11 protein-coding genes and 1 tRNA gene are annotated in these 13,563 nt (G+C 42.5%); 6 read left to right on the top strand and 6 right to left on the bottom strand.

Annotated elements, in window-relative coordinates; genetic code table 11:
* Window positions 1-18 precede the first annotated feature (18 nt).
* A complete protein-coding gene (locus QZR76_RS12270; protein WP_294143104.1) occupies window positions 19-735 on the top strand; it encodes a head GIN domain-containing protein in 717 nt (238 codons plus the stop codon).
* Here the strand turns inward: QZR76_RS12270 and QZR76_RS12275 are convergent.
* Window positions 722-2,062: a S41 family peptidase gene (locus tag QZR76_RS12275; RefSeq protein ID WP_294143105.1), complete on the bottom strand. Its 1,341-nt coding sequence runs from the start codon at window positions 2,060-2,062 to the stop codon at window positions 722-724. The two genes, QZR76_RS12270 and QZR76_RS12275, sit on opposite strands and share 14 nt — an antisense overlap.
* A 413-nt stretch (window positions 2,063-2,475) precedes the next feature.
* Between QZR76_RS12275 and QZR76_RS12280 the strand changes: the two genes are divergently transcribed.
* Together QZR76_RS12280 and QZR76_RS12285 are read left to right on the top strand one after the other, a co-directional pair.
* Window positions 2,476-2,835 carry a hypothetical protein gene (locus QZR76_RS12280; RefSeq protein ID WP_294143106.1) on the top strand — a complete coding sequence of 120 codons (360 nt, stop codon included), beginning with the start codon at window positions 2,476-2,478 and terminating at the stop codon, window positions 2,833-2,835.
* A gap of 226 nt (window positions 2,836-3,061) precedes the next feature.
* Complete coding sequence (locus QZR76_RS12285; RefSeq protein WP_294143107.1) at window positions 3,062-4,399, top strand: sigma-54 dependent transcriptional regulator; 1,338 nt, start codon at window positions 3,062-3,064, stop codon at window positions 4,397-4,399.
* Here QZR76_RS12285 and QZR76_RS12290 read toward each other — a convergent pair.
* A complete protein-coding gene (locus QZR76_RS12290) occupies window positions 4,394-6,889 on the bottom strand; it encodes an ATP-binding protein (RefSeq protein WP_294143108.1) in 2,496 nt (831 codons plus the stop codon). The two genes, QZR76_RS12285 and QZR76_RS12290, sit on opposite strands and share 6 nt — an antisense overlap.
* 256 nt (window positions 6,890-7,145) lie before the next feature.
* Here QZR76_RS12290 and QZR76_RS12295 point away from each other — a divergent pair, with 256 nt between their 5' ends.
* From QZR76_RS12295 to QZR76_RS12305, 3 genes are all read left to right on the top strand, one after another.
* Window positions 7,146-7,388 carry a hypothetical protein gene (locus tag QZR76_RS12295; protein ID WP_294143109.1) on the top strand — a complete coding sequence of 81 codons (243 nt, stop codon included), beginning with the start codon at window positions 7,146-7,148 and terminating at the stop codon, window positions 7,386-7,388.
* 396 nt (window positions 7,389-7,784) lie between these two features.
* On the top strand, window positions 7,785-8,270 hold the full coding sequence (locus QZR76_RS12300; RefSeq protein WP_294143110.1) for a hypothetical protein: 486 nt from the start codon (window positions 7,785-7,787) through the stop codon (window positions 8,268-8,270).
* A gap of 24 nt (window positions 8,271-8,294) precedes the next feature.
* Entirely contained in the window at window positions 8,295-11,576 is a 3,282-nt protein-coding gene (locus tag QZR76_RS12305) for a hypothetical protein (RefSeq protein ID WP_294143111.1), read from the top strand.
* Window positions 11,577-11,784: 208 nt separating this feature from the next.
* Here QZR76_RS12305 and QZR76_RS12310 read toward each other — a convergent pair.
* The 4 genes from QZR76_RS12310 to QZR76_RS12325 form a co-directional block, all read right to left on the bottom strand.
* A tRNA-Arg gene (locus QZR76_RS12310) sits at window positions 11,785-11,856 on the bottom strand.
* A 124-nt stretch (window positions 11,857-11,980) separates the two neighbouring features.
* The gene (locus QZR76_RS12315; RefSeq protein WP_041503098.1) at window positions 11,981-12,445 is read right to left on the bottom strand and encodes a biopolymer transporter ExbD; all 465 of its coding nucleotides are present in this window, start codon (window positions 12,443-12,445) and stop codon (window positions 11,981-11,983) included.
* Window positions 12,445-13,029 (bottom strand): biopolymer transporter ExbD, encoded by a 585-nt coding sequence (locus tag QZR76_RS12320; protein WP_294143112.1) that lies wholly within the window; start codon window positions 13,027-13,029, stop codon window positions 12,445-12,447. Before QZR76_RS12320 ends, QZR76_RS12315 begins: the two co-directional genes overlap by 1 nt.
* A gap of 31 nt (window positions 13,030-13,060) precedes the next feature.
* Window positions 13,061-13,507: a hypothetical protein gene (locus QZR76_RS12325; protein ID WP_294143113.1), complete on the bottom strand. Its 447-nt coding sequence runs from the start codon at window positions 13,505-13,507 to the stop codon at window positions 13,061-13,063.
* Window positions 13,508-13,563: the final 56 nt, after the last annotated feature.

Raw genomic sequence — 13,563 nt, forward strand, 5'->3', positions numbered from 1 at the left:
ATATTAAAAATTCGAATAATGAAAGGTCTATTATGGGGATTGTGCTTTTTGCTTTTTGCGGTGAGCGGATGGGCAAAGGACAAAAGAGTAACGGGAACGGGTTATGTATTGATGTCACAACGTCCGTCGGATGTCCGTTTCGAGAAAATATCCGTTCAGCAGGGGATTACGCTCTACGTGACGTTGGATAAGACGGCAACGATCTCGGTGGAGTCGGATGATAATATCTTGCCTTATATCAAGACGGAGATAAAGAATAATCAATTGAGCGTATTTATAGAACCGGGAATTCGTATACGTCGATACACGGTGATGAATGTTCTGGTGACCTTACCCCGGCTTGTTCGTTTGGAGGCTGCTTCTGCGGCACGGATTGAGGGCTCGTCACTATTGCAGGTCGATCAACTGGAGGTGATGGCTTCCGGTGCTTCTAATATGAAACTGGAAGTAAAAGGAAACGAGTTGAAGGTCGAGGCTTCCGGTGCTTCCCGTTTGGAGTTGAAGGGAGACGTAAAACAGTTGGATTTGAACCTCTCTACAGCCGCTTATTTGAAAGCATGGGACTTATTGACGGATACGTGTAATGCCGACGTAAGCGATGCTGCCAAAGGAGAGATCTACGTACGCCAGAGATTAGACGCAGAGATATCCTCTTCCGGATTGCTTTTATATGACGGAAACCCTGTTGTTTCTCGTAATCTGAGTAGTGGAGGCTCTTTAGTTAAAAGGAGATAATATAACGTCCTTCTGTTTCCAATGTCTCAGGAATGGCTCGTTCCGATGTTGTGCGGGCCGAACGGTATAGGCTTCGGCCGGTTATTTGATGGAGCGTGTAAGCGATTAAATATTCGTTTTTGTCTCCCCAATCGTTTTGATCCCGGAAATAGGCGTTATCGTTTTCACTTATTGGATAATCGGGTACAATCCCGTTGCTTACGGATTCGCGGTTACTGTTGGTATATTCGAATGTGATCAGATAGGCATTCCATTGTTTGATACTTGCGTCGGAAGGAGTATAAACAATTCCTCCGGCATTTTTACCGTTAGTGGTTTCTCCCACGGTAATAACATCCATATAAGGTTTTAGGCCCGATATAACGACTTCAGAGGCCGAAGCGGTGGATTTATTCGTAAGAACCCATACCTTTTCCATTCCCAACCGAGCGCTTTCGGGAACTTTGGCATTCAAATGTTCTTCCGTCATAAGAGAGGAATTCTGATATATTACCCGGTATTTTTCGTTCCACTGCTTATAAATCAACAATTTGTTTGTCGAAACTGCCGATGCCGGGGCAATGAGAGAGGCCAGATGGACGGCCGCATTATTGTATCCTCCTCCGTTATACCGGAGGTCCAGTATTAATTCGTCTATTTGTTGGGTTTTAAATTCGTTGAATATCCGGGTCAGGTCGTCTAAAGAGCTTTGATTCTTGTAAACGAAACTGGCATAAGCGAGGTAACCGATTTTTTTACCTCCTTCTTCGAGTATCGTATTTTTTAAAATAGGATTAACCTCGTATTTTTGGGCGTTCAGGCTGATACTCTCGGAAGAACCGCTTTTATGGGTTACTTGAATGGTTATCTTGTCGGCATTTAATGCCGTTTGTATATTGGAGAGATTCGGGGTTGATCCGTTTACCCGCGTAATAATGTCCCCTTTACGCAACCCGGCCTTTCCTGCCGGAGACGCCGGAAAAACCATATTGATTTTGGTGAAAAGGGTATTACCGGATAGGTCATTCCAAATGGTAACACGCATGCCGAAACCGTAATCATTTCCGTCTTCGATGGCGGATAGAGTTCCGTCGGCCGACTCGTCGGTTAAGCGAGACCATTTATCTCCTTCATATTTTATGGCATTAAAAAAGCTGGATGGGGCTGATTCTTTGTCTAATTCTTTCGTTTGAACTTCTTTTGCCCAAAAATATTCTTCTTTCATATGGGACTCTACAAATTGGTTGATATTGTAGTTTTCCGAAAGATTTTTCTTCTTCCCTATTTTGTCATCCTGACAGCCGATAAGTAGTCCTGTGAGCAGGAACCAATATAATAGTGTTTTCATGTATTGAAATAAAAAACAATACTACGATTTTTTGAGGAATAATAAAAGTTTTTTGGGCGTATTAATCTGTTGGGGAACACAATTGAAGGGTGAGTGTGGAAAATTGCCACAGTTGTCCCCGTTTTTCTACAATATGGGGAGATTGTGCATTAAAATAATTGATAGGTTATAGTGTTGATAATCAATCTAAAAATATCGACATGGAAAAAAATTATGTTTTGGCACACTATTTCTTATAGAAAGGGCAAAGAGGTTGAAAATTAAAAATTGAAAGTATGGTAGTTTTTGGATTTTTTATCGTTGTAGCCGTATCGGGGTTGTTATTACCGCACTTTTTGACGGAACCTGATCATAAGCTGGAATCTAATAAGTGAATTGAATATATAATGAGTTTAATTTTAAAACGGGAAATTATGAAAAATGTATTGAAAAGTATCGTAGTCGTAGCAGTTGTTGTGTTTAGTTTTTCTAGTTATGTAGTAGCAGCGTCTCACCAGACTATTGCCAGGGATACGGTTATTCCGGATACCACGAAGCAGGAGATGATGTTAAGTCTGATCACACGGGCAGACGTGGTTTGGACCAAGATCGAGGTAGCGGATTTGCCACAAGCGGTAAAGGACGCCGTTGCGAAAAAATACGAAGGTTATACGATTGAGGAGGCTTATAAAGGGGATAATGACCAATATAAGTTGATTCTGAAAAAAGATGAACAAACTATCACGGTCATATATGATAAAGACGGGAAATTCATCAGTGAGGGGGAGAAATAAGTGAGGTACATAATCGTGCATTTGTCGGAGGCTGTTCGGATTTATTCCGGGACAGCCTCTTTTTTATGTTCTACTTTACTAATGATCAGATTTTTCGATCAACGTTAATGTATATGTAGAGAAAACCTGAGATATGTTGTAACGAAATTCCCTATTTATTAAATAGCGTTAAATCTTTTTTTGTTTAGTCGTTTAGGTTTATTTTCGTAAGATAAATAATCGATCTATGGCAAAAATTTTAGTAGTCGATGATGATACGACTTTCTGTATCATGTTGAAAAATTGGTTAGGGAAACGCAAGTTTGAAGTGGATAATGCTTTTACTTGCAAAGAGGCTGTAAAAAAATTAGAAGAAACCGCTTTTGATGTGGTTCTCACGGACCTACGCTTGCCGGATAAAGATGGCATAGATTTGCTTCGTATCATTAAAGAGAAAACACCTCGGGCGCAGGTTATTTTAATGACCGGTTACGCCGATATTCAGACCGCCGTAACGGCTATAAAATTAGGAGCTTTCGATTACGTATCCAAACCGGTTATTCCGGATGAAATTTTGAAAAAATTGCAGGAAGCTTTAAAGATGGAAACGAAACCCGCGGAGGAGGGGAAAACCTCTTTAGCGGGAAAATCGGAAATTACTTATATCAAAGGGATAAGCGAGAAAGCCGACCAGTTATACGAGTATATTCGTTTGGTCGGACCGACTAATATGAGTGTCTTGATCAATGGGGAGAGCGGTACGGGTAAAGAGTATATCGCTCGTTTGATCCATTCGATGAGTAGCCGGAAGGAGGCTCCTTTTATTGCCGTGGATTGTGGTGCTGTTCCAAGGGATTTAGCCGCAAGTGAGTTTTTTGGTCATATAAAAGGTTCGTTTACCGGGGCGGTTTCCGATAAGGAAGGTTATTTTGTTCTGGCTTCCGGAGGTACTATTTTCTTGGATGAGATCGGAAATCTTTCGTACGATGTACAGGTTCAACTGTTGCGGGCGTTAGAGGAACGAAAGGTTCATCCGGTCGGAGGAATAAAGGATATTCCTTTTGACGTACGTATCATTACTGCCACGAATGAGAATTTGAAAGAGGCTGTCGCTTCCGGGAAATTCCGGGAAGATTTGTTTCATCGGCTGAATGAATTTTCTATTCAGGCTCTGCCTTTAAGGGAGAGGAAAGAAGATATTATGGTTTTTGCCAATCATTTTCTGGATCAAGCCAATGAGGATTTGGGAAGAGAAGTGGTTGGTTTTGATGAATCCGTCGCCGATATTTTCCGGAATTACAGGTGGCCGGGAAATCTTCGCGAGATGCGGAACGTTGTGAAAAGAGCTACTCTTTTGTGTCCCGGACGACTTATTGTTAAAGAGTGCCTGCAGCCTGAATTATGGCAACAACAGACTCCTTCTCCCGAAAAAAATGTCGGAAGTCGGAAGGATATGGAAAAAGAGTTGATCCGGGACGTGATGATAAGATGCAAGAATAACAAGAGCGAAGCTGCCCGCATCCTTCAGATCGACCGGAAAACATTGTACAGCAAATTAAAGCATTTCGGATTGGAAGACTTATGATTCGAGCTCTTTCTTCAATTCTTCTAAGATCGTTTCCCCTTGTCGGGTGATGTTTTCTATGTATTCTTCTGTCTGGTTTTCAGGAGTATGGGTGAGATCCGTTTGCTCCAAAAAAGCTAAAAGTGGTATGACCTCCTTTATGGCAAATTGCCTGAACATGGGGAGCATTTTATGGGCTAATCTGCTGATTTGGGTGAAATCTTTCTCTTCAAACAGTTGATGTAATAAGATGAAATTGGTCTCGCAATCCGCTGTAAAGGATCGGATGATCTCCTTTATTGTTTGAGGATCATGGTCTGCAAATACTTTTATGCTGGTTAGATCGTAAGGCCCCTCTTTTATTTCATCCTCTTCTTTCGGGTGTGCTATTTTTGCAGAGAATCCGGTTAATTTAGCGATACATTCGAATAATTGTTGGGGTGTAAACGGTTTATTCAGGTAAGCTGAAAAACCTGATTTTTTGTAATGAGTTTCCATCATATCCCCTCTGGCCGAGAGAGCTATTGCCGGAATCTTTTGAATGTCAGGATCCGGAAAATTCCGGATTTGCTCAATTAATTCGAATCCGTCCATACCGGGCATTTGGATGTCGGAAAGGATAATATCGAACGGCTCTTTTTCCAGGTATTCCAATACTTTTGTCGGATCGTTACAGGATTTACAAATAATACCTTTTTGTCTGAGCAATTCGGTACTCATATGGAGTTGCAGAGGATCGTCATCTACCAACAGGGCTTTCAATTGTTGAACTTCCGGCAGGATAGTTTCCACTTTCTCGGATTGGTCGTCTGCCGGAGATTCTGCTTTCAACAAAGGGAGTTTGACTGTAAAACTACTACCGATTTCTTTCTTGCTTTCAAGACTGATTTCCCCGCCCAAGAGCTGAACCAACTGTTGGGTGATCGTTAGTCCGAGCCCCGTCCCTTCGGCTCCGTTATTATGTTGTGCATTTAACCGTGTAAATGCTTTGAAGATCAGCTCCTGCTCTTCCTCTGTCATACCCGGCCCGGAGTCTTTTACGATGATGATTAAAGTTTCCGCTTGTGTCGGGCTCATAAAGGCGGATAGTTCGATTTTTCCTTCCCGGGTATATTTGATGGCATTGGATAGTAAATTGACAACTACTTGCCGGATCTTCATCGGGTCACCTGAATAATTAGTGTCCAGGGCCGAGCTGATATTACTTTGAAGGGTTAATTCCTTTTTGGCCGCGAGCGGTAAAAAACTCTCGCTTGCTTCCCGTAATAGACGGGCCGGATTATAGAGAATATGGTCCAATTCCATTTTATTGGATTCCAACTTGGAAAAATCCAGTAGATTATTAGCCAGGTGGAGGATGTGTTCCGAAGAACTTCTCATATTTTGGAGGAAATAACGTTGTCGTTCTTCCAAAGAAGTATTGCTTAATAGCTCGATATAACCCATGATGGAACTGAGGGGAGCTTTGATATCGTGGGTTACCGTCAGCATAAGCTGTTCTCTGCTATGTAATAATTTCTCGGTAAATAGTTTCGCCTCTTCCAGGGCTTTTCGGTAACGTTGGCTTTGGGATATATCGCTTACGATAAGGAAAATAAAGACAATAACCAGTATGCAGGATATGATCGCAATCCAGGCTATCGTGCGAGTGATGTTATGCGTCAGTTGTTGGTGCTGTTCCATCCGGGCAATAGTATGGTCGAACTCCTCGCTTTCCAGGTCGCTGAGGATCCGTTTTATCCTTTCCGTGATATTTTGTCCGCTTTGAATAACAGCAATCTCTTTCCGATAGATCTCTCTTGCCATTTCTTGATTCTGTTGCTGAAACTCATCCCAGGCCGATTTAATGACGGTTACCATCGTATCGGCTGCTGCCGTCGTAGCAGGCTCCGGCGGAATCGAATCGACAGGTTGACGGTGAATGATGACCTGAAGGGTTGAATCCGGTCCGTTGAAGAGCCGATTAAAAAAACCTTTCCTTCTTTTAATCGTGTAGACGCTATCGTAGGTGGTAATCATTTTCGGAGTATTATCCGTTATGTCGTTAGCGGTACTGTCTTTTACCGCTTCCACTCGTTCGATGGCAATGTTATAAAAGTCTTCCGGGAGAGAAACTTTCTTCACTTCCATTAAGGCTTTGAGGTTATTTATTTTCTGATTAAGAAGGTAATTGATCGTATCTATCCTTTTTTTTTGAAGATTTATTGTGGTTAATTTCTTAAGTGTATCCATATTTTCCCGGACTTCTCTGATTAACTTCAAATACCGGTTGAATTTTGGTTTTGAATTCGTTTGTGAAAATGCAATACCGATTCCTTCCGCTTCATAAAGCTTGGCCAAGGTATTACTGATAATGAATAATTTGGTTTGCGTTACGACTTCTCCGGGGTCTTTTTCTGTTAATTGTAGTGTTTGTTTGTAAATGAAGATGATGGCTACTGTTGCCAGAAAGAGTAAGATAAGATATCCGGCAATCAGTTTCAGCTTGGTGAATTTGAAAAGTTTTTGCATATCCCGAAAATTCGTTTTGCGAATATACAAAAAGATCATGAGATATGCTCTCGTCGTCCGGAATAGGCGAAACAATTAAAATATAATAATTTGTATTTGATATAATTTTATTTAAATTTGATGGATTTAAATTGATTCCCTGTCAAAAGGAGAGGATATAAAGCGGGATGAATTTATAGTATTGTCGTTCGTGTAATTGAAAATATGGTTTGGCAAAAGATGAAAATAATATAAGAATTGTATTCAAATTAGTGCCATGAAAAGAAATAACGAAATTCAAAAACGACTTATTCGCCGATATTTTTACTGGCGAACATTACCTTTTATGTGTTTTTTACTTTTGTGGAACGTGTATGGAGATTTTAAGGGGTTATCTTGGTCGAACCTTGCTCTTTTCGGGATTCAATTACTTGTGGCTGTAGGATTAGCTTATTTTTTAGCCATCTCGATGTCTCAAATAAAGCTGAAGTATCCTACTAAGAATATTATTCGTGATTAGTAGAAGTGGGAAGTATTCCCCGTCGTTACCTATATTGCTTTCTCTTGTAATTTTTCTTTCTAAAAAGAAATCCTCGTAACTGATTTAATTACAATGATCTTGTCGTTTTAGTTGTGATTCCGTGGGGAATTGTGGTGGTCGGTGTTGTTTTTCTTATTCCGGGGTCTAAAAATAATTATTCAAGTATTTTCTGAAATGTTTTGTTTAGCGGGCTCTTTTATAGCCCGGTCGTGTCTTGTTGCACTATATTAGCATAGATTATGATATAATAATAAATATTATATATCAGTGGTGCACTGATATAAAAAATAATTGTCGTAATTTTACACAAATATCATCTTTTATGATAATATTTATTTAAATAACCATTTTACTAAACCTTTAAAATTAAAAGCTATGAAAAAAACGATTCAATTGGTAGTATTAGCATTGGTTTTTCTGGTCGGGGGGATATCAACGGGTATGGCACAAATTAATCCGATTAAGCGAACTCAATTTTGTTACGAGGGAGAAAATTGGGTGGTCAGTTTTATGGGTGTTGAGTTTGATTCTGGTAAGGAGATTTATATTAGGAAACATATTGTAGCTGATCTTTACGAAGGTTTGGGGATCGGGACAGATATAGGAATGTATTGTTACGTTGGAGTAACTTTAGAAGAGAGCGGAGTGTATGAATTTGGCCATTGGAGATCAACTGTTAGTTTTGATACAAGATTAATAGTGACGCTTGTTGTTGTACCAAAGCCGGATGCTTCAATAGCTGCGAGAATGGGCAAGCCGGACGATTTAAAGGGGATAAATCACGGTCTTCTTTTTTCCCGGTTAGTTTGTATCCAGGAAAAAAGTTTAGTTTGGCAATCCCATGCGCTTGTATTAGCGTAGGTTATAATTAAAAGATAAGATGACATGAACACGAGTGTTTTTTTTCACGTGGCGGAATACGAGATGAAACAACAGTGCCGAAGTTGGCTTTTCCGCTTTTTCGCTTTGTTCTCGTTAGTTGGGATCGTGTCGTGTCACGTTTACTGGCAGGGTCCGGGGGCAGGAAACTGGAAAATGGTTGCTTTTCCTTGTTCCATGCCCTTGGTTAACGCTTACCTTTATAGCGTTATTCAATCGTTGTTTCTGGCGGTGATGATGGCGGATATTCCTTGGCGGCTTGCTCGTCTAGTACCTTTAGAAGCATTGTTGGCTCGCCCGGTGAATAACACGACTTATCTCTGGGGAGTGATCGCGGGTAACGGTATGCTCTTCCTGTCGATGAATGTTGTCGTGATCCTTTTCTCTGTTTTTCTCGTGAATTTGACGAGCTTAGCGCCGGTTAGTTGGTCGTATTACTTGTTTTACCTGTTGACGCTGAATATTCCCTCCTGGCTGCTCGTGGCCGGATTTTCTTTCTGGCTAAGCAGTATCACGGGTTCCCGTTATCTCGCTATCTTTTTCCTCTTAGCTTGGCTTGTTGGCTGCTTGTTCTGGTTGCCTTACCTTCAACACGGGACGTTTGATTACACGGGTAGCGGCGTGCCCAATTTATTCTCGGAGCTGGTGGGTCATTTAAACCTTCCCCGTTATTTACTGCATCGTTTGACTTACTCCTTGTTCGGCTTGGGTTTGTTGGCCTGGAGCGTGAGCCGGTTCAAACGGATCCCGAATCATCGGTCGACTCGTAAAAATCAGTTACTCATTGGTTTATTATTTTTGTTGGTAGGATTAGGCTGTACTTTTTTATTAGAGTACTCTTATTACCGGGACCGTTCTGCTCGTGAAGATTACCGTGCGAGTTTCTCTCGTAACTGGCGGGAAGAGACCTGCCGGGTCAAGAAACACGCTATCCGGTTACGGCAGGGTGGTAATAAATTAAAAGCGGAAAGTAATCTCTTGGTTTATAACCCGGGAAAAGAGGCTTTGGATCGGGTCGTTCTTTTCCTTAACCCCGGTTTACGGGTCTTGTCGGTTAAATCCGGGGCCAAGGCCTTGCCTCACGACCGTGATGAACAGGTAATCTCGATCGATTGCTTCCTGTTACCGGGCGATACCTTGTCTTTAAGTATCGATTACGAGGGTACGGTTGACGATCGTTATTGTGACCTGCATTTGCCGGATAAGGAGTACGAGGCTGTTTTTTATAACGATTGCTTTTTCCCGACGGGTCGCCGGGGTGCTTTTGTCGAGGATAATTTTCTCTTGTTGACGCCGGCGAGTGGCTGGTACCCGGTGTCGATACCTCCTTCTAATCCTTTCATGTCTCTTGCGACGGGTCGTGATTTTACCCTTTTCACGTTAGAGGTAGAAAACCCTCTTCAAAAGACAGTAGTCTCGCAGGGAGTTCCCGAGAAGCTAAAGGACGGTATTCGTTTCATGAGTCATAACCCGCTGAACGGGATCTCGTTGTACGGTGCTAACGCGTTGAATTATACCGCCCCGGTCGACTCGAGTTTCGGTTTTCGATTTAACCTGACGAGCTGGGGCCGGGATTTAGCGCATATGTTCTCGGGGGTTAGTCAACGCTTGTTCACTTCTTTCTGGCGTAGCGAGACGATCTATTACTGGTACGATTACAGGAAGTTTCCCAAGATGGGTTGGTACGAGCCCAGTAATCCTTACCTTTATTTCTCGGAAGTGCCGGTCTCTTTCCGGTTGTCTTCCGGCGTGGGTAAACCGTTGGCGGGTTTAACGGAGCCGGGTATCGTCTTTTTCCGGGAACGGGGATTCGAGTACCGGATGCTCGATGTCGTGACGGGGGAAAAGGTGAAGACGGGGGATGAATTTTTTGCGGTGTTTAATCCCTTGTACCAGTCCTTGTTCAGCGGTAATTGCCCGAGTGATAACAGTCACCCGTTACGGGGGATCGGGTACAAAAGAGGAGAACCGTATTACACGGGTAGCCAGGTGAAGTCACTCGATGATGACAGGAATGCCTGGGTACATTCTTTAAAATACCCGTTTATGGGGAGGGTTTTCGAACTTTTACAAAACAGGAGACATCCTGTTAGCAGTTTCTCGTTCTCGGAACAGGTGTTCATGCTTGATTACTTTTTGGAACATACTCTTGAAGATATATTATCAGATCCCGGTTTGCGGGAAGATTTGAGGGAGTGGATCTTGTATCTTAAAACAGGAGATTTGCGGTCTCGTTTCTCGATACACGTTCCTCTGCGGGCGTGGCGTGGCAGTCTCGATAGCCTGCGCGGTCACGGGGAGGTTGATTATGACTCTTTAGCGGGAGCGTGGAGCGCTCGCTGGGGAGTGGACGTGGATAGTATCGTGATGGAGTGGGTACACGCTAAACACCAGCAGTTTTTCAGGGTAAAAAATGATGGGGTGTATTACGATCCCGTGATGAAGCTCTCGAAAATGGAGGGGCGGGTTATGAACGTCGGCAAGACGGGAGGGGTGGTCTCCATGGAGTACAACTTGACGAGTGAATATGGTGACGTGGAAGATTTTGCTTGTTACGTGGGTCCCGGGGAAGCGAAGGCGTACACCCTCGTGTTGAAGAGAGGGTCCGGTATGCTCACGAGACTATCCGCTAACCGCCCGGCTGGTTTTATTTTTGATAATTATGAAGAGAGAGACGGGAGAAGTTTCGGAGAAATAGGCGGGGAATGGCGTTCTATCTCGGTAGAAGAATTTTTGGCAGGTGGGAACAAGAATGAGTTCGTGGTGGATGACCAGGATGACGGTTTCGAGCTGAAGAACGGTAACCTTACCTTGTTTCAAAAATGGTTCAGGAAGGAACCACCCTTGCGAGGTAATTTTCAACAGGGCGAAACCTCCCGTTGGGAATTTGTGATCACTCTGGAGGCGGAAGGGGACTCGATTCGAGGCTGTTACTGTATCGGGGGAGGAGAGGGGAAATCGACTGCCACGTGGCGGGTGAATCTTCCGGAGGCGGGTCGTTACCGGGTCATGGCTAAGGTGTATAAAAAGCTTCTTGTTCCCGGGTTCGCTCCCCCTGGAGGAGTGGTTAATCACTACACGGTTTTCCACGGGGATAAAAAAGAGGAAGTGGCGGTGGATTTAGATCTTGCTATACCCAAACGTATGAGATCTCGTGGTTGGGCCTCGCTTGGCGAGTATGATTTCCCGGCGGGGGAGGCAAGGGTAGTACTTTCTGATAAAGATCCACAAAAAAGAAAAGACGTGGCGATCGTGGCGGATGCGGTGAAGTGGATGAAGATAGAATGATTTACGATTTTAGATTTATGATTTATGATTTAAAGATGGCGGGATTGGGGACTCAATCTAAAACGTGAACTATATCAAGAGATAGCACTTTAACCCCGTCCCCAAGTGCTATCACTAAATCTATAATAAGCCTTCCCTCGTGATTTCTCCTTTTAAAAAAAATACCCCTTGTAATAATATGTTTACAAGGGGTTTCTGTTTGCGGTTGTGATTCCGTGGGGACTCGAACCCCAATCAAAGGAACCGGAATCCTTCATTCTATCCATTGAACTACGGAACCGTAAGTTGGGCGGTCTATTTGACTTTCCGGGGACAAATCTAATCATTTTTTTTAGATTCGAAAAGGATGTGGTGAATAAAAAAGGGGACATTCGTCCCCTTTACTTCTATTCATCATAGAGATATTATAGCTTTTTACGTGTGGCGTAACTAACGCGCAAGGAATTGACTTTACGTAATTCCTGTTTTACATCCGTTACGATACCCATTTTCGTGTCGGCTTGAATCTTCAAGTTGTTAGTGATCCTGTTTTTATCTTCTTCTTTCCGGGTTTCTTGTTCCGCGTAAACGAATTCAGCGATGTCTCCGACTGTGGCCAGTTTATCGTTTAATTGAATACGAGGTTCACTTCCATAGGCACCGACGAACTGTGCTTTCGGTTTTCCGATATAGATATTACTAATCAAGGATTTTTTCTCCAACTTGGTGATCTCCCTGGCTTCAGGCATCGCGTTTTCAATCATAAGGGTTACTTCCCGCATCGTGGTACTTACCATGAAGAAAAATAACAGCATGAATACGATATCCGGGAGAGATGCTGTTGAAATAGCAGGGGTCTCTTTTTTTCCTCCTTTATTAAACTTAGCCATTATTTTTTCCCTCCTTTCTTGCTTGCGATGTTTCTTGGTTCAGCTTCGGATATAGCCGTAGGCACGATTTGTCTCACGGCTTCCTGTTGGTCTTCCGATATCTCACTGTATTTCTTTCCCCATTGCTTCATGGCCACCATGTCTCTTATCTCGTTATATGCAGCAGTAAGTTCATCTTGCACGGCAATATACATTTTATAAGAAGTACCCCGGTCACTTTGCAAGGAAATAATACCTTTTGAAACTTCTACTTTACCGAATAAAGGAACGTCTTTGCTCACTTTCTCTGGTAAATTGTCTTTATTTTGGGGGTTCAGAATGAATTCTTTCGCCTTTTCTTTTAATTCGGATATATCAATCAATTTCGATTCTACAGCTAACTGGTCGTCTCTGTTTACCAATATCTCCAGAATATTTCTTTTGGCATATTTCGGCGGAGCTTGATTCTCCGGCGCCATAGGCGGTAACCGTCTGAACAATCCCGAGTCAACGTCCATTGTTGTCGATACTAGGAAGAAGATCAACAACAAAAAGGCAATATCTGCCGTTGACGTGGCATTAATTTCCGGTGTTTTTTTTGCCATATTCTTTTTATTATTTTATTCAGAAAACGAGTTATCTTACTCTTCTGATAATTTCTGTTACAAAAATAGACCCGATCGCACCGATTCCCAAGAAATACATGGTAAATAGGATGGTATCGGCAAACTTCAATGCTCCCGGATTATTATCCGGTCCGTCATAACCCTTCATGTCTAATAATGTACCGTCGGACAATGAATAAGCAATTAACACGAGAATAACAATTCCCACAAGAGCGATAAGACTCTTAATTGCTTGTTTCGGTCTGGTGAACAGCCTGGCAAGAGGAAATGCCAATGCTGCAACGGCACAGAGTCCGAACAGGATATATGCCCACCATATCAATTGGTCCGTGTAGACAGGAGTGGTGTATTGGGCATTCGGAAGATCGCCTCCTCCAAAAAACAGTCCAATCAACACAACTGTAATAACGAGCATTACAATGGTCAGGATATTTAATAGTTTATTAATTTTCTGCATGGTGATTTAGTGTTTTTGATTGTATTTTACAAGGATGTCTAATAAAGTTACGGAAG

The organism is uncultured Sanguibacteroides sp. (assembly GCF_900543425.1).
GTDB lineage: Bacteria > Bacteroidota > Bacteroidia > Bacteroidales > Marinifilaceae > Gabonibacter.